This is a genomic window from Rathayibacter rhapontici (assembly GCF_001995175.1).
Lineage (GTDB): Bacteria > Actinomycetota > Actinomycetes > Actinomycetales > Microbacteriaceae > Rathayibacter.
On sequence record NZ_MUKN01000059.1, the window covers coordinates 1 to 22,230 of the forward strand.

A 22,230-nucleotide genomic window follows, 5' to 3' on the forward strand; every position below is an offset into this window, starting at 1 on the left:
CCCCACCCTAAGTCGCCTCCTCCCACCCCCGGCAGCCCCGCCAGCCCGCCCCGAACACGGCTCGTGCGCCCCGCGCACGGCCCACTCCCCGCTCGTGCACCCCGCGCACGGCACACTCCCCGGCTCGTGCGCGCAGCGCACGGCCCCTCGCCTCACCGAAGTCCACCGCGGGGCGTGGGTGGTGCAGTCGCAAGGCGGAGGAGGAAGCGATACCGGCGGTGCCGCGCCCGACGACAGCACAGCGAGCGCCTCGTCCAAAAGTTCGAGCGCGGGTGCTGGAGGGGGCAGTCGCAAGGCGGAGGAAGGAGCGATACCGGCGGTATCGCGACTGACGACAACGCCGCGAATGCCCCCTCCAGCGCCCGCGCTCAGCGGCGGGTGGCGTCGTCTACTTCGCCGACCAACTCCTCGATGATGTCCTCCAGGAACAGCACTCCCGTGGCCGTCCCCTGCTCGTCGAAGGACCGGGCGAGGTGCGCTCCGGTGCGGCGCATGATCGCGAGGGCGTCCTCGAGGTCGGTGGCTTCGAAGATCGAGGCGAGCTGGCGGATCCGCTTGGCCGGGATGGGCAGGCGGAACTTGGCCCCCTCGGTGTCCCCGTCGAGGTCGAGGACGTCCTTGAGGTGGATGTAGCCCTCGGGCGCTCCGTCGGTGCCGAGGACGACGTAGCGCGAGAATCCGTGCTTGGCGACGGCGCGCTCGACGTCGGCCGGGGTGGCTCCGGCCGGGAGGCTGACGATCCCGTCGAGCGGGAGCGCGACGTCGTGCACCTTCTTCTCGGTGAACTCGAACGCGGCGAGGAGGGTGCTGGAGTCGCGCAGCGTGCCCTCGCGGGTGGACTGGTCGACGATGGTCTGCACCTCCTCGAGGGTGAAGGTGCTGTTCGCCTCGTCCTTGGGCTCGACGCGGAAGAGCCGCAGCACGCCGTTCGAGATCGCGTTGAGGGCGACGATCAGGGGGCGGATGACCCGGGCGATGGCGACGAGCGGGGGCGCGAGGAGCAGCACCGCCTTGTCGGGCATCGAGAACGAGATGTTCTTGGGCACCATCTCGCCGAGCACGACGTGCAGGAACGACACGATCAGCAGGGTGATGACGAACGCGACGGTGCCGGTCAGCTCCTCCGGCAGGCCGACGGCGTGCAGCGGGATCTCGAGCAGGTGGTGGATCGCCGGCTCGGAGACGTTGAGGATCAGCAGCGAGCAGACGGTGATGCCCAGCTGGGTGGTCGCCAGCATGAGGGTGGCGTGCTCCATCGCGGCGAGCGCGGTGATGGCGCTCCGGCGACCGCTCTCGGCGAGGGGCTCGATCTGGGAGCGGCGCGCGGAGATGACCGCGAACTCGGCTCCGACGAAGAAGGCGTTCGCGGCCAGCAGCACGACGAGCCACGCGATTCCGGCCCAGTCATTCATCGCCGGCCTCCTTGCGCGATCGGTGGGGTCTGCCCGCGTCGGCCAGCGGGTCCGGCAGCGTGTCGGGCTCGGCCTCGGGGTCGGGGGTGAAGCGGATGCGGTCGATGCGGCGTCCGTCGAGGCGCTCGACGCGGAGGGATCCTCCGTCGACGGCCACCTCGTCGCCCGCGGCGGGGAGTCGGCCGAGCTCGCTCATGACGAAGCCCGCGACGGTCTCGTAGGGCCCCTCCTCGGGGATGTGCACGCCGACGCGGTCGCGGACCTCGTCGGGGCGGAGCATGCCGGGGAAGGTGGTGGAGCCGGGCAGCTTGACGACGTCGGGGCGGGAGCGGTCGTGCTCGTCCGCGACCTCGCCCACGAGCTCCTCGACGAGGTCCTCGAGCGTGGCGACGCCGGCGGTCCCTCCGTACTCGTCGACGACGACGGCGAGCTGGAAGCCGCGGCCCCGCAGCTCCGTCAGCAGCACGTCGAGCTTCATCGTCTCGGGGACGCGGAGCGGCTCGGAGCGCAGCGCCGTGACCGGCACCTCCGACCGCTTGCCGCGCGGCACCGCCACGGCCTGCTTCACGTGCACGACGCCGACGATGTCGTCGATGTCGTCGTCCGTGATGGGGAACCGCGAGAGGCCGGTCGTCCGGGCGAGATCGAGGACGTCCTGCGCCGTGCTGGAGCGCTCGACGGTCGAGAGGCGCAGGCGCGGCGTCATGACGTCGCCCGCGCTCAGTGCGGAGAAGCGCAGCGTCCGCCCGAGCAGGTCGGCCGTGTCCTCCTCGAGGAGGCCGGCGCTGGCGGAGTGGCGGACGAGGCTCGAGAGCTCCTCGGCGCTGCGCGCTCCCGACAGCTCCTCCTTGGGCTCGATGCCGACGAGGCGCAGCAGCGCGTTGGCGCTGCCGTTCAGCAGCGCGACGGCGGGGCGGAAGACGGTGGTGAACGCGGTCTGCAGCGGGACGACGAGCTTCGCCGTCGCCCGCGGCAGGGCCAGCGCGAAGTTCTTGGGCACGAGCTCGCCGAGGATCATCGACAGCAGGGTGGCGATGACGATGGCCACGACGGTCGCGATCGGGGCGACCGCCGCCTCCGGCACGCCGAGGCCCAGGAGCGGCGGCTCGAGCAGGGTCGAGAGCGCCGGCTCCATCGTGTAGCCGGTGAGCAGCGTCGTGAGCGTGATGCCCAGCTGCGCGCTCGAGAGGTGCGTCGACGTGACCTTGAGGGCCGCGATCGTCATCCCGAGGCGGGTCTCGCCGCGATCGCGCCGCGCCTCGAGGTCGGCCCGGTCGAGGTTGACGAGCGCGAACTCGCTCGCGACGAAGACGCCGGTGCCGAGGGTGAGCAGGAGGCCGACGCCGAGCAGGAGCCACTCAGTCCCCATGGCGGGCACCTCCGCTCGAGGCGGCGGGGATCAGGGCGTCGGAGTGCTCGGGCGACGCGGGTCGGACGGGTCGGTCCGACGGCGGATGAGCAGAGGGAGGGTCGTCCATTGTGGCGTCGAGTCTATCCGGAGCACCGGGCCCCGCGGGGTGCACGGCCGCAGGTCAGAGCCACTTCTTCGCCTTGAACACGGCGTACAGCCCTGCGCCGAAGGCGACCATCAGCCCCAGTGCCCACGGGTAGCCGAACTCCCAGTGCAGCTCGGGCATCTCATCGAAGTTCATGCCGTAGACGCCTGCGATGAGCGTGGGCGCGAACAGGATCGCCGCCCACGACGAGATCTTCCGCACGGCGTCGTTCTGCGCGAGCCCCGTCTCGGTCTGACGCCGCGAGACCAGGGTCGAGTGCACGGTGAGCGCCTTGTCCAGGATCGCGCGGAGGGCGTCGACCGCCTCCGTCACCCGGATCGTGTGGTCGAGCACGTCGCGGAGCGAGCGGTGCAGCTCCACGTGGTCGGCCGAGGCGCCCTCGCCCGGCGTCTCCTCGGCGAGCGCCCGGAGCAGCGCGGTCAGCGGCTGCACGGAGCGCTGGAAGTGGATGACCTCGCGCGAGAGCCGGTAGATGCGCTCCGAGAGCCTGTCGTCCGAGTCCGCTCCGAAGAGCTGGTCCTCGATCTCGTCCACATCGCCCTGCACTCCCGCGACGACCGGGGCGTACTCGTCCACCACCTGGTCGAGGATCGCGTAGAGCACCGCCTCCGGGCCGCGGGCCAGCAGTGCCGGGTCCTCCTCGAGGCGGCGGCGGACGCGGGCCAGGTCCGGGGAGTCGGCGTGCCGGATGGTCACGACGAAGTCCGGGCCCACGAACACGTGCAGCTCGCCGAACACGACCGCCTCGTCGGCGTCGAGGTAGCGCGCCGGCCGCAGCACGACGAACAGCCCGTCGTCGTAGCGCTCGAGCTTGGCCCTCTGGTGCCCGCTCAGCGCGTCCTCGACGGCGAGCGGATGCAGCCCGAACTCCTCGGCGACGGCCTCGACCTCCTCGCGGGTCGGCCGGAACAGGCCGATCCACGCCATGCCGCGCTCCTCGCGCATCAGCTCGAACGTGTCCTCGAGGGAGTCCGGGTTGCGGATGCGGCGGCCGCCGACGTACACGGCGTTGTCGACGATGGTCATGCGCTCGGTTCTAGCAGACCCGCGCCGGGCGCCCGCTGACGGGCGGGGCGCCGGCTCTCAGGTCACCAGCTGACCGGCAGCGCCTTGCCCTCCTCGTAGCCCGAGGCCGACTGCAGCCCGACCACCGCGCGCTCGTGGAACTCGGCGACGCTGCGCGCCCCGGCGTAGGTGAAGGAGGAGCGGACGCCGGAGGTGATCATGTCGAGCAGGTCCTCGAGCGAGGGGCGCAGGGGATCGAGGTAGATGGTCGAGGACGAGATGCCCTCGGCGAAGAGGCGCTTGCGGGCGAGCTCGTACGCGTCGAGCCGGCCGAAGCGCTCCTGCACGGCCTTCGCCGAGGCCATGCCCCAGCTCTCCTTGTAGACGCGGCCGGCCCCGTCCGTCCGCAGCTCGCCGGGCGCCTCGATGGTGCCGGCGAACCAGGAGCCGACCATGACGGAGGAGGCGCCCGCCGCGAGGGCGAGAGCGACGTCGCGGGGGTAGCGCACTCCCCCGTCGGCCCAGACATGGGCGCCGAGCTCACGGGCCCGCTCCGCCGTCTCGAGCACCGCCGAGAACTGCGGCCGGCCCACGGCCGTCATCATGCGGGTGGTGCACATGGCGCCGGGCCCGACTCCGACCTTGAGGATCGACGCGCCCGCCTCCACGAGGTCCTGGACCGCCTCCGCGGTCACGATGTTGCCCGCCGCGATCGGCACCCCGAGATCCAGCGCCGACACGGTCCGCAGCGCGCGCAGCATCGCCTCCTGGTGCCCGTGGGCGGTGTCGAGCACGAGGACGTCGACTCCGGCGGCGACCAGGGCGCGCGCCTTCGCCGCCACGTCCCCGTTGATGCCGACGGCGGCCGCGACGCGCAGCCGGCCGTCGGCGTCCAGCGCCGGGTCGTAGATCGTCGAGCGGAGCGCCCCGGTGCGCGAGAGGGTGCCGACCAGGGCCCCGTGGTGCAGCACCGGAGCGAAGTCGAGCCCCGCCTCGACCATGAGGTCGAAGGCGGCGCGGCCGGTCGTGACGTCGTCGGCGTCGATCGACGGCGCGGCGTGGTGCACCAGGTCCCCCAGGAGCGCGTCGGGGAGGGCGGTCGCGAGCCGCGAGGCGGGCACGCAGCCCAGGACCGCGCCGTCGGAGTCCTGCACCACGAAGCCGTGGCCCTCCACCGCGGGCAGGATCGCGAGCGCCTGCTCGACGGTGGTGGAGGGATCCACGGTGAGAGCGCCGGAGAAGGCGACCGGCTGCTCCTTGACCCAGCGGATGGCCGCGTCGAGCGACTGCAGCGGCATGTCCTGCGGGAGGACGCCCAGACCGCCCCTGCGGGCGAGCGCCGCGGCGAGGCGCGGACCGGTGACGGAGTTCATGTTGGAGGAGACCAGCGGGATCGTCGCTCCCGTGCCGTCGCCCGGGGCGAGCGAGACGTCGAGCCTGCTCGTGACCGAGGAGCGGCCGGGGACGAGGAACACGTCCGAGTAGGTGAGATCGCCTGAAGGGGTTCCGCCGGAGAAACGCATGCCTGGAACGCTACTCCGGCCCGCCCGCGGGGCCGGTGACCGAGATCCGGGCTAGGCTTGACGACCGGGACGGGACCAGGCGACGACGCCGGTGCTCACGGGCGAGGACGACGTTCTCGCGGTGTGGTGAAGGCGTCGAGGGATGCGCGGGCCCGTCCGGATGATCGAGGACGAATCAACGGAGAGAGTGGGCGATCGGCTGTGTCGAGCCAGTTGACCGGAGTGGGAACAGACCAGGGCGCGGAGGACTTCGGGGCCAACGAGTGGCTCGTGGAGGAGCTGTACGAGCAGTACAGCGCCGACAAGGCCTCCGTGGACGAGTCCTGGTGGCCGATCCTGGAGCGCTACGGTCAGCAGCTGGCGGCGAGGACGCCCGCCGCGGCGCCGAGTCCGGCTGCCGCGCAGCCGGCCGCTGAGAAGCCGGCCGCCGAGAAGCCGGCCGCCGCGGGTCCGTCGACCAGCGCGGGCGCCACGGTGACGCATCCCGTCACCGCGCCGCAGACCGGTGCAGCGCCCGCCTCGCGCACCACCTCCAAGGAGCCGAAGAAGGCCCCGATCCCCGCCGACGCACCGGTGGGCAAGCCCGCCGACGTCGACGCGGAGGCCCAGGAGGAGGACGTCGTCACCCCCCTGCGCGGCATGGCGAAGAGCCTCGCGACCAACATGGACGCCAGCCTCACCATCCCGACGGCGACGAGCGTCCGCACGATCCCGGCGAAGCTGATGATCGACAACCGCATCGTCATCAACAACCACCTGCGCCGCACCCGCGGCGGCAAGGTCTCGTTCACCCACCTGATCGGCTGGGCGCTCATCCGCGCGCTCAAGGACTTCCCGAGCCAGAACGTCTACTACGACGAGCCCGGCGGCAAGCCTCCGTCGTCGCCCCGGCGCACGTCAACCTCGGCATCGCGATCGACATGCCCAAGCCCGACGGCACCCGCGCCCTGCTCGTCCCGAGCATCAAGCGCGCCGACACCCTCAGCTTCACCGCCTACCTCTCGGCGTACGAGGACCTCGTGAAGCGCGCCCGCGGCAACAAGCTCGTCGCCGGCGACTTCGCGGGGACCACGCTCTCGCTGACCAACCCGGGCGGCATCGGCACGGTCCACTCCGTGCCGCGCCTGATGAAGGGCCAGGGCTGCATCATCGGCGCCGGCGCGCTGGAGTACCCCGCCGAGTTCCAGGGCTCGTCCGAGAAGACGCTCATCGAGCTCGGCATCGGCAAGACCATCACGCTCACCTCGACCTACGACCACCGCGTCATCCAGGGCGCCGGCTCGGGCGAGTTCCTCAAGATCGTGCACGAGCTCCTGCTCGGCGGCCGCGGCTTCTACGAGGACATTTTCGCGGCGCTGCGGATCCCCTACGACCCGATCCACTGGTCGACCGACATCGCCGTCGACCTCGCCGAGCGCGTCTCGAAGACCTCGCGGGTGCAGGAGCTCATCAACTCCTTCCGCGTGCGCGGCCACCTCATGGCCGACGTCGACCCGCTCGAGTACGTGCAGCGCTCGCACCCGGACCTCGCGATCGAGAGCCACGGGCTCACCTTCTGGGACCTCGACCGCGAGTTCGTGACCGACGGCTTCGGCGGCAAGCGGCAGCTGAAGCTGCGCGACATCCTCGGCATCCTCCGCGACTCCTACTGCCGCACCGTCGGCGTCGAGTACATGCACATCCAGGACCCGGAGCAGCGCGCCTGGATGCAGCAGAAGCTCGAGCGCGGGTACGAGAAGCCCGGGCACGACGAGCAGCTGCGCATCCTCGGCCGCCTCAACGAGGCCGAGGCGTTCGAGACCTTCCTGCAGACGAAGTACGTCGGCCAGAAGCGCTTCTCGCTCGAGGGCGGGGAGTCGCTGATCGCCCTCCTGGACGCCGTGCTGCAGGGCGCGGCCGACGAGCATCTCGACGAGGTCGCGATCGGCATGGCCCACCGCGGCCGCCTGAACGTGCTGACGAACATCGCCGGCAAGACCTACGGCCAGATCTTCCGCGAGTTCGAGGGGACGCAGGACCCCAAGACGGTCCAGGGCTCCGGCGACGTGAAGTACCACCTCGGCACCGAGGGCGTCTTCCGCGGAGCGGGCGGCGAGGAGATCCCCGTCTACCTGGCCGCCAACCCCTCGCACCTCGAGGCCGTCAACGGCGTGCTCGAGGGCATCGTCCGCGCCAAGCAGGACCGCAAGCCCATCGGCACCTTCACCACCCTCCCGATCCTCGTCCACGGCGACGCGGCGATGGCGGGTCAGGGCGTGGTCGTCGAGACCCTCCAGATGTCGCAGCTGCGGGCGTACCGCACCGGCGGCACCATCCACATCAACATCAACAACCAGGTCGGCTTCACCACGCCTCCCCACGAGGCGCGCACCTCGGTCTACTCGACCGACGGCGCGAAGACCATCCAGGCGCCGATCTTCCACGTGAACGGAGACGACCCCGAGGCCGTGGTGCACGTCGGCCAGCTCGCCTTCGAGTACCGCCAGCGGTTCCACCGCGACGTGGTCATCGACCTGATCTGCTACCGCCGCCGCGGGCACAACGAGGGCGACGACCCCTCGATGACGCAGCCGCTGATGTACAGCCTGATCGAGGCCAAGCGCTCGGTGCGCAAGCTGTACACCGAGGCGCTCGTCGGCCGCGGCGACATCAGCCAGGAGGAGTACGACCGCTCGCACCAGGACTTCCAGGACCGTCTGGAGCGCGCGTTCGCCGAGACGCACGCCGCGCAGACCGGCGCGATCCCGGTGATCTCGCCGGACGGCGACTCCGTGGCCGACCTCGAGCTGCCGGACGCGCAGCAGGGCGGCGACTACCCGGGCGAGCCGGAGACGACCGGCGTGAAGGAGGAGGTCGTCCGCCTGATCGGCGACGCCTTCAACAACCCGCCCGAGGGCTTCACGGTGCACCCCAAGCTGCAGCAGCTGCTGACCAAGCGCCAGGAGATGAGCCGCTCCGGCTCCATCGACTGGGCGTTCGGCGAGCTGCTCGCGCTGGGCTCCCTCCTGATCGAGGACACCCCGGTCCGCCTCGTCGGACAGGACACCCGTCGCGGCACCTTCGTGCAGCGCCACGCCGTCCTGCACGACCGCGGCAACGGCCAGGAGTGGCTGCCGCTGATGAACCTGTCGGAGCAGCAGGCGCGGCTCTGGATCTACGACTCCCTGCTGTCGGAGTACGCGGCGATGGCCTTCGAGTACGGGTACTCCGTCGAGCGGCCCGACTCGCTCGTGCTCTGGGAGGCGCAGTTCGGCGACTTCGCCAACGGCGCGCAGATCGTCATCGACGAGTTCATCTCCTCCGCCGAGCAGAAGTGGGGCCAGCGCTCGTCGCTCGTGCTCCTGCTGCCGCACGGCTACGAGGGCCAGGGTCCGGATCACTCCTCGGCCCGCATCGAGCGCTACCTGCAGATGTGCGCCGAGCAGAACATGACGGTCGCCCGACCGTCGACGCCGGCCTCGTACTTCCACCTCCTGCGCCGCCAGGCGTACTCGCGTCCGCGCCGTCCGCTCATCGTCTTCACCCCGAAGGCCATGCTGCGCCTGCGCGGAGCGTCGAGCCCGGTCGAGGACTTCACCTCCGGCCGGTTCGAGCCCGTGCTCGACGACGCCCGGATCCAGGACGCCTCGGCGGTGAAGCGCGTGCTGCTGCACGCCGGCAAGGTGCACTACGACCTCAAGGCCGAGCTCGAGAAGAAGCCGGACGACGGGATCGCCCTCGTGCGCCTCGAGCAGTACTACCCGGCGCCGATCGAGGGGCTGCGCGCGATCGCGGAGCGCTACCCGGACGCGGAGTTCGTCTGGGTGCAGGACGAGCCCGAGAACCAGGGCGCGTGGCCGTTCATCGCGCTCGAGGTCGCTCCGCAGCTCGGCCGCTCGATCCGGGTCGTCTCGCGCCCGTCCGCCGCGTCGCCTGCGGCGGGCTCGGCCAAGCGGCACGCGTCCGAGCAGGCCGACCTGCTGGCACGGGCCCTCACCCGGTGATCTCCGGCTCGTGAAACGACGTTCGGCTCGTCAGAACTCAGAGTTCTGACGAGCCGAACGTGTTCCTGCGAGCGGAGCCGGAGGCGCGTGCGCGGGCCGGACGCGAGCGCGTCGACCCGGGCGCGCGGGCTATGCGCTGACGGTCTCCGTCGAGTGCGACGCCTGCGCCTCGCGCAGCATGCCGAGCACTTGGGCGCGGAGATCCTCCGGCGCCGTCTCCTTGCACGCGCGCTGCACGGCGACGGTCAGCACGACGCCGACCTTCGCCTCACCGGAGCAGTCGGGGCAGTTCGCCATGTGCTCGCGGATGTCGGCGGCGTCCTCCTTGCACAGCTCGTTGTGCAGGTACTCCTCGAGTTCTGCCTTCGCCTTGGTGCAACCGCAGTCGGTCATTTCGTGCTCCCGGAAGTGAAAGCGGCGCGGAACCCGCGCTCGCGTGCGTAGTCGGTGAGTCGTTCGCGCAGCATGCGGCGGCCGCGGTGCAGCCGGCTCATGACGGTCCCGACGGGGGTCTTCATGATGTCCGCGATCTCCTGGTAGGAGAAACCCTCGACATCGGCGAAATACACGGCGAGCCGGAAGCCTCCGGAATCGCCTGCAGGGCCTCCTTGACGGCGGTGTCGGGGAGGTGGTCGATCGCCTCGGCCTCCGCCGAGCGGCTGGAGGTCGCGGTCGTCGACTCGGCGCCGCCCAGCTGCCAGTCCTCGAGCTCGTCGATGGCGCTCTGATAGGGCTCGCGCTGCTTCTTGCGGTACGAGTTGATGAACGTATTGGTGAGGATCCGGTAGAGCCACGCCTTGAGGTTCGTGCCCTGCTCGAACTGGCGGAACGCGCCGAACGCCTTGGCGAACGTCTCCTGGACCAGGTCCTGGGCGTCCGACGGGTTCTTCGTCATCCGCAGCCCCGCCGCGTACAGCTGGTCGATGAAGGGCAGCGCCTGCTGCTCAAAGAGCGCGCGGAGGTCGACGGGCGCGTCGGGCTCGACGGTCGCGGCGTCGTCGAGGGACTCCTCGACGGTCTCCTCGATCGTCTGCTCCGCCTCGTCGGGCGCCGTCGCCTCGGCGGCGGTGCGGGGGCGTGTGGTGTCGTCGCGTGTCATCACAAGCGATCCTAATCCGCGCAGGCCCGCGGGCACCGGGGTGGACGCCGCGCCCGGGAGGCGCACGGGACGTTCGAGGACCGCTTCCGCTGATGCTGACGCCATGCTCCGCCTCCGTTCCTCCGCTGCCGACTATCCTGATAACCGATGGTCTTCTCGCGTTATTCCGCTCCCGAGTTCGATCCTTACGGCGACGCCCGCGCGCTCCCCGGAGAGGACGACTGGTCCGCGCCCACGGCGGCCGGGCCGCTCGACGCGGTCGTGGAGCTGCCGGGCTCCAAGTCGCTGACGAACCGGGAGCTCGTGCTCTCGGCACTGGCGTCGTCCCCGTCGACCCTGCGCGCCCCGCTGCACTCGCGCGACAGCGCGCTGATGATCGAGGCGCTGCGCTCGCTCGGCACGGTGATCCGCGAGTCCGGCGCGACCGGCGCGTTCGGCGCCGATCTCGTCGTCGAGCCCGCGGAGGAGCTGCTCGGGTCCACCACGATCGACTGCGGGCTCGCCGGCACGGTCATGCGCTTCGTGCCGCCCCTGGCAGGTCTCGCCCTCGGCCCGACCACGTTCGACGGCGACGCCTACGCGTACAAGCGCCCGATGGGCGCGACCATCGCGTCGCTCCGCTCGCTCGGCGTCGACGTGGCCGACGACGGACGGGGCTCGCTCCCCTTCACGGTGCACGGCTCCGGCTCGGTGCGCGGCGGCGACGTCACGGTCGACGCCTCGCGCTCGAGCCAGTTCGTGTCGGCGCTCCTGCTCGCCGGCGCCCGGTTCGACGAGGGGCTCCACCTGCGCCACGTCGGCGAGCGGCTCCCCAGCCAGCCGCACATCGACATGACGATCGCCTCCCTCGCGGCGCGCGGCGTCGTCGTCGGCGCACCCGCTCCCGGCGAGTGGACCGTCGAGCCCCAGGAGATCTCCGGTGCCGACGTCCTGCTCGAGGCCGACCTCTCCACGCCGCGCCCTTCCTCGCCGCGGCCCTCGTGACCGGCGGGCGCGTGCGCCTGCGCAGCTGGCCCGAGACGACCACGCAGGTCGGCGCCCACCTCGAGCACTTCCTCCCCCTGTTCGGCGCGAGCGTGGAGCGCGACGGCGGCGATCTCGTCGTCACCGGCGGCGACGAGATCCTCGGAGTCGACCTCGACCTGTCGGAGGGCGGCGAGCTCGCTCCGGCGCTGGCCGCCCTGGCCGCACTGGCCTCGACTCCGAGCACGCTCACCGGGATCGGCCACATCCGCCACCACGAGACCGATCGCCTCGCCGCGCTCGCGGCCGAGATCACCGGGCTCGGCGGCTCCGTCACCGAGCTCGAGGACGGCCTGCGGATCGAGCCCGCGACTCTGCACGGCGGACGCTGGCGCACCTACTCCGACCACCGCATGGCGCACGCCGGGGCGATCATCGCCCTCGTCGTGCCCGGAGTGGTCATCGAGGACATCGCGACGACGTCCAAGACCCTCCCGCAGTTCCCCGAGCTGTGGCGCGCGCTGGCGGGATCGGTCTAGCCGTGTCCTGGTGGACCGACAGCGGCCTCGACGCGGACGGCGTCCTCGACGACTTCGACGGCTACGACGAGTCGGACGCCCGGGTCCGGCCGAACCCCAAGGGCACGAAGCCGCGCACCAAGAACCGGCCGAGCTACGAGGACGCCGAGATCGCGATGGTCCTCGGAGTCGATCGCGGGCGCTACACCGTGATGGTCGGCGACGGCACTCCCGAGGAGCACGAGTTCACCGCGGCCCGCGCCCGCGAGCTGCGCCGTCAGGCGATCGTGGCCGGCGACAGGGTCGACGTGGTCGGCGACACCACGGGCGACGAGGGGACGCTCGCCCGCATCGTCCGGATCCGCGAGCGCTCGACGCTGCTGCGCCGCAGCGCCGACGACACCGACGCCATCGAGCGCGTGATCGTCGCGAACGCCGATCAGATGCTCTGCGTCGTCGCGGCCGCCGACCCCGAGCCGCGCACGCGTCTCGTGGACCGCTACCTGGTGGCCGCGTTCGACGCGGGCATCACCCCGATGCTCTGCATCACCAAGACCGATCTGGCCGATCCCGGTCCGTTCCTGAAGAACTTCGAGGGCCTGGACCTCCGGGTGTTCCTGTCGAGCCAGGACGAGCCCCCGGTCGACGAGATCGCCGAAGCGCTGCTCGGTCACGAGACGGTCGTCGTGGGTCACTCGGGGGTCGGCAAGTCGACGCTCGTGAACAAGCTGGTCCCGGATGCGCACCGCGCCACCGGGCACGTGAACACGGTCACCGGCCGGGGGCGCCACACCTCCTCCTCCACCGTCTCGCTGCGCGTCGAGCGCGACGACCGGCACGGCTGGGTCATCGACACCCCCGGCGTCCGCTCGTTCGGACTGGGCCACGTGAACACCGACAACATCCTCGGCGCGTTCACGACCCTCGCCGTCCTCGCGCAGGACTGCCCGCGCGGCTGCACGCACCTCCCCGACTCCCCCGACTGCGCGATCGTCGAGGCCGTCGAGAAGGGCCTGCTCGGCGCGAGCGGCCCCGAGCGCCTCGATTCGCTGCAGCGACTCCTGACCACCTTCGCCCCGACCGACGGAAGCAGACGATGACGAGCACCGCCCTCCCCCCGATCCCCGCCGACGAGAGGCTCGCCGCCGGCGGCACCGCTCCGGACTTCACCCTCCCGGACCAGGACGGGACGCCCGTCGCCCTGGCTTCGTACCGCGGGACGCGCGTGATCGTCTTCTTCTACCCGCAGGCCGACACCCCCGGCTGCACCACCGAGGCGTGCGACTTCCGCGACAGCGTGTCCTCGCTCCGCTCGCAGGGCTACGAGATCCTCGGGGTCTCGCGCGACACTCCCGAGGCGCTGCGCCGCTGGGCGGACGAGCAGCACCTCGACTACCCGCTGCTGAGCGATCCCGACATGGCGGTCCACCGCGCCTACGGCGTCTGGGGCGAGAAGAACTCCTACGGCAGGACGATCGTCGGCGTGCTGCGCTCGACCTTCGTGGTGGGACCCGAGGGCGAGCTCGAGTTCGCGCAGTACACGTCCGGGCCACCGGCCACGTGCAGGCGCTGCGCAAGAAGCTCAAGGTCGCCTGAGCCGGCTCAGAAGCCCTCGTTGAAGCGCGGGGCGTAGTCGGCGCCGAGAGCGCTCAGCTCCTCGGCCCCGAGCTCGAGGTCGACCGAGGCGACCGCGTCGTCGAGGTGGTGCATCTTGGTCGCCCCGACGATCGGGGCGGTCACGGCCTGCTGCTGGCGCACCCAGGCCAGGGCGATCTGCGCGCGTGACACACCGCGCTCCTCGGCGAGGCGCGCGACGGTGGCCGCGGTCCGCCGGTCGGAGTCCTCCTGCTGGTGGTAGAGGGTCTTGCCGTAGAGGTCGGTCTCGGTGCGCCCCGTCGTCTCGTCCCAGTCGCGGGTGAGGCGGCCGCGCGCGAGCGGCGACCACGGGATCACTCCGACGCCCTGGTCGAGGCAGAAGGGATGCAGCTCGCGCTCGTCCTCGCGCTGGACGAGGTTGTACTGGTCCTGCATCGACACGAAGCGCGTCCAGCCGCCGAGGTCGGCCGTGTGCTGCGCCTTCGCGAACTGCCACGCCCACATGCTGGAGGCTCCGATGTAGCGGGCCTTGCCCGAGCGCACGACGTCGTGGAGCGTCTCCATCGTCTCCTCGATGGGCGTCTCGGGGTCCCAGCGGTGGATCTGGTAGAGGTCGACGTAGTCCGTGCCGAGCCGGCGGAGGCTGTCGTCGATCGCGCTGAGGATGTGGCGCCGCGAGAGTCCGCCGCCGTTGGGCCCGGGGCGCATGCGGCCGTGCACCTTGGTCGCGATGACGACCTCCTCGCGCACCGCGAAGTCGGCGAGGGCGCGGCCCACGATCTCCTCGCTCGTGCCGTCGGAGTAGACGTCCGCGGTGTCGAACGTGGTGATGCCCAGCTCGAGCGCACGGCGCAGGAACGGCCGCGACTCCTCCTCCCCCATGCTCCACGCGTGGGCGCCCCGCTCGGAGACGCCGTAGCTCATGCAGCCGAGGACGACGGCCGAGACCTGGAGGCCGCTGGAGCCGAGACGGGTGTGATGCATGGTGGAGCCTTCGCGTCGGGAGCAGGGACTCCTCAGCCTGGCAGTCGCGCCCGGGAGGACGCTAGACAGCCTCGCGCCGCGTCGCGGCGACCACGCTCGGCAGGAAGATCGCGACCACGGCGACGAGGGCGGGCCCCAGGAGCGCCCAGCCGATGTCCGGGACGGCGTACTGGCCCTGGAACGCGCCGAGCGCGACGGCCATCTGCACGAGCTGCAGCGTCAGCGCCGAGCCGCGCATCCAGCTCCGACGACGGACGGCGCCGAGCGTGGTCGCAGCCGCCCAGCCGAGAGCGATCAGACCGAGGACCACGATGGCGATGCCGCCACCCGGAGTGTCGGAGCGGGTGGTGACGAGCTCGACGAGCAGCCACCCCGCCAGCAGCGCCAGCGCGAGGGTCTCGAGGGCCAGTACCGCGATGAGCACGAGCAGTCCGAGAGGGTGCCGCGCACTCTTCGGGCCGGTCGGAGGCGTGTTCGCGTCGATCATCACAGCCACATCCCATCCAGGACTCTTGATTCGGGTGAGCCACCATGAGAGGCTACTTGAGTTCGTTTCACCGCTCACAGGGTCGTGGGTTTCCGCAGATGTGAACAACCCGATCCTGTCGAGCCGCGAGGCCCGATCGCGACACGGGTGAGCTCGTCCGGATGAAACGGGCGTCACCCCGTCAACCGCCCCGAACCGCCTTGCGCAGCCGCGTGAGGCCTCGTGGCGTGCGCCGGTGAGTGCGCCCGATCTCCGCCTCCGAGCTCGATCATCGGCGTGACTCGATCATCTCACCCGAACACTGCGTGGTTCCTCCACGCACGCCTTCACACAAGGAGCACCTGCATGGACTGGCGCGACAAGGCCGCTTGCCTCACCGCTGACCCCGAGCTTTTCTTCCCCGTCGGGAACACCGGGCCCGCCGTCGACCAGATCGAGAAGGCCAAGTCGGTGTGCGCTCGCTGCACCGTCACCGAGGTCTGCCTCCAGTACGCCCTCGAGACCGGCCAGGACTCGGGCGTGTGGGGCGGCCTCAGCGAGGACGAGCGCCGCGCGCTCAAGCGCCGCGCCGCCCGCGCCCGCCGCGCCTCCTAGACGCACCGGCCGCACCGCGGCCCGCAGCCCCCGACCCCCGCTCGCCTCCCGGCGACGGGGGTCGTCCTGTTCCCGGAGTCAGTCGCGCGGGCGGGCGAGCCAGCGCAGCGGCATCTCGATGGTCACCTCGGTGCCGCGCCCGACGAGCGTGTGCCAGTCGATGGTGCCGCCGAGCTCGCCCTGGATGAGCGTGCGCACGATCTGAGTGCCGAGCCCCGAGCCGACCTTGCCCTCGGGCAGGCCCACTCCGGTGTCGCGCACCTTCACCGTCAGCACGTCCTCGCTGCGCGCGGCGACGATCTCGACGTCGCCCTCGCGGCCGGCCAGTCCGTGCTCGACCGCGTTGGTGACGAGCTCGGTGAGCGCCAGGGCGAGCGGAGTCGCGTACTCGCTGGGCAGGTTGCCGAGCTGCCGCTGAGCTTGGGGTGCACCGTGGTGTTGTGCGTCGAGGCCACCTCGGCGATCAGCATCAGGACGCGGTCGAAGACGGCGTCGAAGTCGACGTCCTGGTTGAGCCCCTCCGAGAGGGTGTCGTGCACGACCGCGATCGCCGCGACGCGGCGCATCGCCTGGGTGAGCGCCTCGCGGGCGAGGTCGGAGTGCGTGCGGCGCGCCTGGATCCGCAGCAGGGACGCGACGGTCTGCAGATTGTTCTTGACCCGGTGGTGGATCTCGCGGATCGTCGCGTCCTTCGTGATGAGCTCGCGCTCCTGGTGCCGCAGCTCGGTGACGTCGCGGCAGAGGACGACGGCACCGACCCGCTCGCCGCGATCGCGGATCGGGATCGCGCGCAGCGACACGGTCACTCCGCGGGCCTCGATGTCGGTGCGCCAGGGCGCCCGCCCGGTGACCACGAGCGGCAGGGACTCGTCGATGACGAGCTTGCCCTTGATGAGGCTCGTCGTGACCTCGGCGAGAGACTCCCCCTCGAGCTCGTCGGCGAAGCCGATCCGGTTGAACGCCGAGAGCGCGTTGGGGCTGGCGAAGGTGGTCACGCCGTCGACATCGAGCCGGATGAGACCGTCGGAGGCGCGCGGAGCGCCTCGCCGCGGTCCGGTGGGGGCGCCGAGGTCGGGGAAGTCGCCCGAGGCGATCATCGAGAACAGGTCGTTCGCGCAGTCGTTGAACGTCAGCTCCTGACGACTGGGCGTGCGCGTCTCGCTGAGGTTGGTGTGCCGCGTGAGGACGGCGATCGGACGATCGGTGGTCTCGGGGTTCGAGGCGCCCAGGCGGCGGATGACCGGCACCGCGCGCACGCGCGTGGGGGTCTCCTCGAACCAGTCGGGAGCGGAGGTGTCGACGATGTGCGCGGTCTCGAACGCCTCGACGACCTGCGCCCGCCACTCCGACTTGATGCGCTGGCCGACGAAGTCGCGGTAGAAGAGGGTCGCCGCACTGGAGGGCCGCGCGTGCGCGACCGCGACGAAGCTGTCATCGGCCGTCGGCACCCACAGGACGATGTCGGCGAACGCCAGATCCGCGAGCAGCTGCAGGTCGCCGACCAGCAGGTGCAGCCATTCGACGTCCGCGTCCGTGGAGCGGCCGTGGGCGAGGACGAGATCACTGAGGGTCGACACGACGACCAGCCTAAGCGGTCGTCGCGGACCCTCCCGAACGGGTGAGTGAGGACCGCGGAAGCACCTCACATGTGCCAGAGAGCGCCTGGTTATCCACAGTGGCGCGACCGGGCCATTGGTGAGCATCCCTCGACTGCTTCGATGGGTCATCCCCCGCGTCTTTCCCTGGACGCGATCCGTCCCCGCCCGAGCAGAAAGGTGACCCGACCCATGGATCGCTCGTACAGCCCCTGGAGCACTCCGCATGAGCCGCCCCTCGCACGCCTTCGACTACCGCTCCCTCCCACTCGGGTCCGGTGCCACCGGACCGCCGACGGCCGCGTTCTTCGCCGCTCAGCCTGCGACGCGGGCGGAGCTGCCCGATCCGGAGCCGGTCCTCTCGCGGCTCACGCTGCTGGTCGTCGAGATCCTCGCGGGCTCCCGTGAGATCGACCAGATCGCGCGCTGGCTGACCGACGACGTCTATCGGCATCTGCAGAAGCGCGTGGTCCTGGCCGCCCGCGCCAGGAGCCTGCAGAAGCGGCCGGCGCACAGGATCCCCTTCACCGTCGGGCGGGTCGTGATGTCGGAGCCGCGCGACGGGGTCGTCGAAGCGGTCGTCCTCGTGCACAACCGCGTGCGCACCCGCGCGGTGGCGATCCGCCTCGAGGGCATGGATGCGCGCTGGCGCGCCACGGCCGTCAACGTGCTGTGACGGGTGCTCCCCGGCCGGGCTGCGCCCCGGATCCTCAGCGGGAACGCCGCAGGCCCCGCCTCCGCCGGAGCGGGGGTCGGGGCCTGCGGAACGGTCGTCAGCGGCGCTTGGACTGCGCGCGGCGCTCCTGGCGGTTGGCGGGGGTGTCGTCCTCGGCCGACTGCTGGCCGAAGGCACCGGTGGTGGACGCGTCCTCGTCCTCGCCCTCCGGCAGTGCCGCGCGCGCCTCGGCGGCGCGGGCCTTGGCGGTGGCCGCCTGCTGCACCTGACCGCGCTGGTTGCGCACCTCGACTCCGCCCGAGTCGCTCGGCGCCGAGTAGCTGAGCTTCTCGACCGGCGCGACGGGCTGCGCGAGCCCCTTGGCGGCGACTCCGGCGACCTCGCCCTGCTTCTGGGTGACCTCGACCTCCAGGTTGAACAGGAAGCCCACGGTCTCCTCGCGGATCTGCCCCATCATCTGCTGGAACAGGGCGAAGCCCTCGCGCTGGTACTCGACCAGCGGGTCGCGCTGCGCCATGGCGCGCAGGCCGATGCCGTCCTTGAGGTAGTCCATCTCGTAGAGGTGGTCGCGCCAGCGGCGGTCGATGACCGACAGCACCACGCGGCGCTCGAGCTCGCGCATGGCGGGCGAGCCCAGCTGGTCCTCGCGGCGCTGGTAGGCGAGCTTCGCGTCCGAGAGTATCTCGCGGCGCATGAACTCCTTGTTGATGCGGCCGCGACTGCCCGCCTCCTGCACGACCTCGTCGATCGTGAGGCTGATCGGGTACAGCGTCTTGAGCTCGGTCCACAGGGCGTCGAAGTCCCAGTCGTCGCCGTTGCCCTGGCCGGTGTGCACGTCGAGGATCTCGTCGATCACGTCGACGAGGAACTTCTGGGTGCGCTCGTGCAGGTCGTCGCCCTCGAGGATGTGGCGCCGGTCGGAGTAGATCGCCTCGCGCTGGCGGTTCAGGACGTCGTCGTACTTGAGGACGTTCTTGCGGATCTCGGCGTTGCGCGCCTCGACCTGCGACTGCGCGCTGCGGATCGCCCGCGAGACGACCTTCGACTCGATGGCGATGTCGTCCGGCACGTTGCCGCGGCCCATGAGCGCCTCGGCGGCACCCGAGTTGAACAACCGCATCAGGTCGTCGGTCAGCGACAGGTAGAAGCGGCTCTCGCCGGGGTCGCCCTGACGTCCCGAACGGCCGCGGAGCTGGTTGTCGATGCGGCGCGACTCGTGGCGCTCGGTGCCGAGCACGTAGAGACCGCCGGCGGCCTGGACCTTCTCGGCCTCCTCGGCGACCTTCTCCTTGACGCCCTTGAACACGTTGTCCCACGCCGCCTCGTAGTCGTCCGGGGTGTCGACGGGGCTGAGGCCCTTGGCGGTCATCTCGGCGACGGCGAGGAACTCGGCGTTGCCGCCGAGCATCACGTCGGTGCCTCGACCGGCCATGTTCGTCGCGACGGTCACGGCGCCGAGGCGGCCGGCCTGGGCGACGATGGCCGCCTCGCGCGCGTGGTTCTTCGCGTTCAGCACCTCGTGCCGAACGCCCTTCTTGGCGAGCAGGCGCGAGAGGTACTCGCTCTTCTCGACGCTCGTCGTGCCGACGAGGACGGGCTGGCCCTTCTCGTGGCGCTCGGCGATGTCCTCGACGACCTGCGCGAACTTGACCTGCTCGTTCTTGTAGACGAGGTCGGGGTTGTCGATGCGCTGCATCTTGCGGTTGGTGGGGATCGGGACGACGCCGAGCTTGTAGGTCGCCATGAACTCCGAGGCCTCGGTCTCGGCGGTTCCGGTCATGCCGGAGAGCTTGGAGTAGAGGCGGAAGTAGTTCTGCAGCGTGACGGTCGCGAGGGTCTGGTTCTCGGCCTTGACCTGCACGCCCTCCTTCGCCTCGATCGCCTGGTGGATGCCCTCGTTGTAGCGGCGCCCGGCCAGGATGCGGCCCGTGTGCTCGTCGACGATCATGACCTCGCCGTTCAGCACGACGTAGTCCTTGTCCTTCTTGAACAGGGCGCGGGCCTTGATCGAGTTGTTCAGGAACGAGATCAGCGGGGTGTTCGCCGACTCGTACAGGTTGTCGATGCCGAGGTAGTCCTCGACCTTCTCGATGCCGGGCTCCAGGACGCCGACGGTGCGCTTCTTCTCGTCGACCTCGTAGTCCTCGCCCTCGACGAGGCGCTTGGCGAGCCCCGCGAACTCCGAGAACCAGCGGTTCGCCTCGCCCGACGCGGGGCCGGAGATGATGAGCGGCGTGCGCGCCTCGTCGATGAGGATCGAGTCGACCTCGTCGACGATCGCGAAGAAGTGGCCGCGCTGGACCATGTCCTGCGCCTGCCACGCCATGTTGTCGCGCAGGTAGTCGAAGCCGAACTCGTTGTTCGTGCCGTAGGTGATGTCGGCGGCGTACTGCTCGCGGCGCTGCTCCGGGGTCTGACCCGAGAGGATCACGCCGGTCGTCATGCCCAGGGCGCGGAACACGCGGCCCATGAGCTCGGACTGGTAGGACGCGAGGAAGTCGTTCACCGTGACGATGTGCACGCCGCGGCTGGCGATCGCGTTGAGGTAGGCCGGGAGCGTGGCGACGAGCGTCTTGCCCTCGCCGGTCTTCATCTCGGCGATGTTGCCGAGGTGCAGGCCCGCGCCGCCCATCAGCTGGACGTCGAAGTGGCGGAGGCCCAGGGTGCGGCGCGACGCCTCGCGCACGGCGGCGAACGCCTCCGGGAGCAGGTCGTCGAGCGACTCGCCGTTCGAGTAGCGCTCGCGCAGCTCGACGGTCTCGTTCTTCAGCTCCTCGTCGCTGAGGTGCGTGAAGTCCTCTTCGAGGGCGTTGACGGCTTTCGCGTAGTTCTCGAGGCGGCGGAGGATCCGCCCCTCCCCGACGCGAAGGACCTTTTCGAGGACTGAGGCCACGGGGTACTCCAAAACGTAGAAGGCAGGCGCCCGGCGCCAGAGCGCGGACCGCGACCAGCCTAGTCGCGGACCGCCGCGCGCGGACCGTCGGACGCGTCCGCCCTCGGCGGACGCACGGGTCGGGGGTGCGGACGAGGACGGGCCCCGGCGCTCTGCGCACCGGGGCCCGTCAAAGGATCGCAGGGACTCAGCCCGCGGCCTGCTCCGCGAGCTCGTCCGCCTCGTCGCCGAGGGAGATGACTCCGTAGTCCCAGCCCTTGCGGCGGTAGACCACGCTCGGGCGTCCGGAGTCGGCGTCGATGAACAGGTAGAAGTCGTGTCCGACGAGCTCCATGTAGTCGACGGCGTCGTCGACGCTCATCGAGACGGATGCGAAGACCTTCTTGCGGATGACGACGGGGCAGTACGGCTCCTCCTCGACGTCGTCCACCGCCTCGGCGGGAGCGGTCTGCACCGGGATCACCCCGGTGCTGACGGCCTGGAGCACGGCGGCGTCGGCCGGCTGGATGCCGACTCCGCTGAAGTCCGCGGCCGCCGCGTCGCGCAGCGACGTGGGCCGATGCTGGCCCCGATGGACCTTCTTGCGATCCTTGGCCCGTCTCACGCGTTCGAGGAGCCGCCCGAGGGCCACGTCGAACGCCGCGTACTTGTCGGCTCCATCGGCCTCGGCCCGCACGACGGGCCCCTTGCCGATCAGGGTGAGCTCGACGCGGTCGCCCCCGCTCGCCCCCTTCGACTCGCTGTGGCGGCTCGCCCTGATCTCGAGCGCGAGCGCCCGGTCGGCGAGGTGGGCCACCTTCTCCGCCTTCTCCGTCGCGTACGCGCGGAAGCGATCGGTGATGCCCAAGTTGCGTCCTGTGATGTCGATGTCCATGACAACCTCCCAGTCGAGTACGGCGTGCCGCCTTTCTCCGGGCGGACCGTTCACGCCGTGGAGCCCACCGTAGTCCCCGGTCACCGAAGTGTCACCGGACGTTCATCGGAAGACGCGTGCGGAGTTCCCGGGAGTCCTCCGACGATCCGGCGACCGACCGCAGCCCGGTGGCGGCCAGCGCGACGGCGCCGCGTACTGTTCCGCCCGCCGCCTCGACGGCCCGCCGGAGCTCGAGGAGCGTCGCGCCCGACGTGACCACGTCGTCGACGAGCACCGCCTCGAGCCCGTCGAGGCGGCGACGCGCCGTGAACGCGCCGTCGAGGTTGCCGCTGCGCTCGACCCGGTCGAGGCCCACCTGGTCGACGGAACGCCGTGTCCGCGTGACCGGACGGGCGACGACGCCTCCGCAGCCCCGGACGAGGAGGTCGACGGGATCGTACCCGCGCCTCACCCGGCGGCCGTGCGAGCCCTGAGGGCCGACGACGCCGCCGGGGCGGCCCGCGAGAGCGAG

At 71.1% G+C, this 22,230-nt stretch carries 13 protein-coding genes and 5 pseudogenes; 6 read left to right on the plus strand and 12 right to left on the minus strand.

Going from position 1 to position 22,230, the window contains the following annotated elements:
- Positions 1-368: 368 nt before the first annotated feature.
- The 4 genes from B0T42_RS15695 to guaB1 all read right to left on the minus strand — a co-directional run bounded on the left by B0T42_RS15695 (position 369) and on the right by guaB1 (position 5,457).
- Positions 369-1,412, minus strand: coding sequence for a hemolysin family protein (locus tag B0T42_RS15695; RefSeq protein ID WP_077224002.1), 1,044 nt, complete (start codon positions 1,410-1,412; stop codon positions 369-371).
- Positions 1,405-2,781 (minus strand): hemolysin family protein, encoded by a 1,377-nt coding sequence (locus B0T42_RS15700; RefSeq protein ID WP_077224003.1) that lies wholly within the window; start codon positions 2,779-2,781, stop codon positions 1,405-1,407. Before B0T42_RS15700 ends, B0T42_RS15695 begins: the two co-directional genes overlap by 8 nt.
- A 163-nt stretch (positions 2,782-2,944) precedes the next feature.
- On the minus strand, positions 2,945-3,955 hold the full coding sequence (corA, locus tag B0T42_RS15705; RefSeq protein WP_077224005.1) for a magnesium/cobalt transporter CorA: 1,011 nt from the start codon (positions 3,953-3,955) through the stop codon (positions 2,945-2,947).
- Between the two features lie 62 nt (positions 3,956-4,017).
- On the minus strand, positions 4,018-5,457 hold the full coding sequence (guaB1, locus tag B0T42_RS15710; RefSeq protein WP_077224007.1) for a GMP reductase: 1,440 nt from the start codon (positions 5,455-5,457) through the stop codon (positions 4,018-4,020).
- Positions 5,458-5,658: 201 nt separating this feature from the next.
- Here guaB1 and B0T42_RS15715 point away from each other — a divergent pair.
- Positions 5,659-9,440, plus strand: a pseudogene (locus tag B0T42_RS15715) (multifunctional oxoglutarate decarboxylase/oxoglutarate dehydrogenase thiamine pyrophosphate-binding subunit/dihydrolipoyllysine-residue succinyltransferase subunit).
- A 129-nt stretch (positions 9,441-9,569) separates the two neighbouring features.
- Here the strand turns inward: B0T42_RS15715 and B0T42_RS15720 are convergent.
- Positions 9,570-9,833 (minus strand): zf-HC2 domain-containing protein, encoded by a 264-nt coding sequence (locus tag B0T42_RS15720; RefSeq protein ID WP_077224009.1) that lies wholly within the window; start codon positions 9,831-9,833, stop codon positions 9,570-9,572.
- A pseudogene (locus B0T42_RS15725) lies at positions 9,830-10,539 on the minus strand (sigma-70 family RNA polymerase sigma factor). The gene B0T42_RS15720 and the pseudogene B0T42_RS15725 overlap by 4 nt, the downstream one beginning before the upstream one ends.
- 147 nt (positions 10,540-10,686) lie before the next feature.
- Here B0T42_RS15725 and aroA point away from each other — a divergent pair.
- The 3 genes and pseudogenes from aroA to bcp all read left to right on the plus strand — a co-directional run bounded on the left by aroA (position 10,687) and on the right by bcp (position 13,616).
- A pseudogene (gene aroA, locus B0T42_RS15730) lies at positions 10,687-12,041 on the plus strand (3-phosphoshikimate 1-carboxyvinyltransferase).
- Positions 12,042-12,043: 2 nt separating this feature from the next.
- On the plus strand, positions 12,044-13,120 hold the full coding sequence (gene rsgA, locus B0T42_RS15735) for a ribosome small subunit-dependent GTPase A (RefSeq protein WP_077224011.1): 1,077 nt from the start codon (positions 12,044-12,046) through the stop codon (positions 13,118-13,120).
- Positions 13,117-13,616 (plus strand): annotated as a pseudogene (gene bcp, locus B0T42_RS15740) (thioredoxin-dependent thiol peroxidase). The gene rsgA and the pseudogene bcp overlap by 4 nt, the downstream one beginning before the upstream one ends.
- Positions 13,617-13,622: 6 nt before the next feature.
- Here bcp and B0T42_RS15745 read toward each other — a convergent pair.
- Both B0T42_RS15745 and B0T42_RS15750 read right to left on the minus strand, forming a co-directional pair.
- On the minus strand, positions 13,623-14,600 hold the full coding sequence (locus B0T42_RS15745) for an aldo/keto reductase (RefSeq protein ID WP_077224013.1): 978 nt from the start codon (positions 14,598-14,600) through the stop codon (positions 13,623-13,625).
- 61 nt (positions 14,601-14,661) lie between these two features.
- A complete protein-coding gene (locus B0T42_RS15750) occupies positions 14,662-15,087 on the minus strand; it encodes a hypothetical protein (RefSeq protein ID WP_077224017.1) in 426 nt (141 codons plus the stop codon).
- 345 nt (positions 15,088-15,432) lie between these two features.
- On the opposite strand from B0T42_RS15750, the gene B0T42_RS15755 reads away from it, so the two are divergent.
- Positions 15,433-15,681, plus strand: coding sequence for a WhiB family transcriptional regulator (locus B0T42_RS15755; RefSeq protein WP_055788231.1), 249 nt, complete (start codon positions 15,433-15,435; stop codon positions 15,679-15,681).
- A gap of 78 nt (positions 15,682-15,759) precedes the next feature.
- Here B0T42_RS15755 and B0T42_RS15760 read toward each other — a convergent pair.
- Positions 15,760-17,258, minus strand: a pseudogene (locus B0T42_RS15760) (sensor histidine kinase).
- A 244-nt stretch (positions 17,259-17,502) separates the two neighbouring features.
- Between B0T42_RS15760 and B0T42_RS15765 the strand changes: the two are divergent.
- Positions 17,503-17,952 (plus strand): Rv3235 family protein, encoded by a 450-nt coding sequence (locus tag B0T42_RS15765; protein WP_236720342.1) that lies wholly within the window; start codon positions 17,503-17,505, stop codon positions 17,950-17,952.
- Between the two features lie 97 nt (positions 17,953-18,049).
- On the opposite strand, the gene secA is transcribed toward B0T42_RS15765, so the two are convergent.
- The 3 genes from secA to B0T42_RS15780 all read right to left on the minus strand — a co-directional run.
- Positions 18,050-20,845 carry a preprotein translocase subunit SecA gene (gene secA / locus B0T42_RS15770; protein ID WP_077224014.1) on the minus strand — a complete coding sequence of 932 codons (2,796 nt, stop codon included), beginning with the start codon at positions 20,843-20,845 and terminating at the stop codon, positions 18,050-18,052.
- A 187-nt stretch (positions 20,846-21,032) separates the two neighbouring features.
- A complete protein-coding gene (gene hpf, locus B0T42_RS15775; protein WP_077224016.1) occupies positions 21,033-21,719 on the minus strand; it encodes a ribosome hibernation-promoting factor, HPF/YfiA family in 687 nt (228 codons plus the stop codon).
- Positions 21,720-21,810: 91 nt separating this feature from the next.
- The coding region (locus tag B0T42_RS15780) for a ComF family protein (RefSeq protein WP_446737386.1) at positions 21,811-22,230 on the minus strand (420 nt) is incomplete at its 5' end.

Excerpts from the sequence above, each read along its gene's own strand:
- B0T42_RS15745 (WP_077224013.1), bottom strand. The coding sequence starts at position 14,600 with ATGCATCACACCCGTCTCGGCTCCAGCGGCCTCCAGGTCTCGGCCGTC.
- B0T42_RS15755 (WP_055788231.1), top strand. The coding sequence starts at position 15,433 with ATGGACTGGCGCGACAAGGCCGCTTGCCTCACCGCTGACCCCGAGCTT.
- B0T42_RS15720 (WP_077224009.1), bottom strand. The coding sequence starts at position 9,833 with ATGACCGACTGCGGTTGCACCAAGGCGAAGGCAGAACTCGAGGAGTAC.
- B0T42_RS15700 (WP_077224003.1), bottom strand. The coding sequence starts at position 2,781 with ATGGGGACTGAGTGGCTCCTGCTCGGCGTCGGCCTCCTGCTCACCCTC.
- hpf (WP_077224016.1), bottom strand. The coding sequence starts at position 21,719 with ATGGACATCGACATCACAGGACGCAACTTGGGCATCACCGATCGCTTC.
- B0T42_RS15750 (WP_077224017.1), bottom strand. The coding sequence starts at position 15,087 with ATGATCGACGCGAACACGCCTCCGACCGGCCCGAAGAGTGCGCGGCAC.
- B0T42_RS15695 (WP_077224002.1), bottom strand. The coding sequence starts at position 1,412 with ATGAATGACTGGGCCGGAATCGCGTGGCTCGTCGTGCTGCTGGCCGCG.
- B0T42_RS15765 (WP_236720342.1), top strand. The coding sequence starts at position 17,503 with ATGAGCCGCCCCTCGCACGCCTTCGACTACCGCTCCCTCCCACTCGGG.
- guaB1 (WP_077224007.1), bottom strand. The coding sequence starts at position 5,457 with ATGCGTTTCTCCGGCGGAACCCCTTCAGGCGATCTCACCTACTCGGAC.
- corA (WP_077224005.1), bottom strand. The coding sequence starts at position 3,955 with ATGACCATCGTCGACAACGCCGTGTACGTCGGCGGCCGCCGCATCCGC.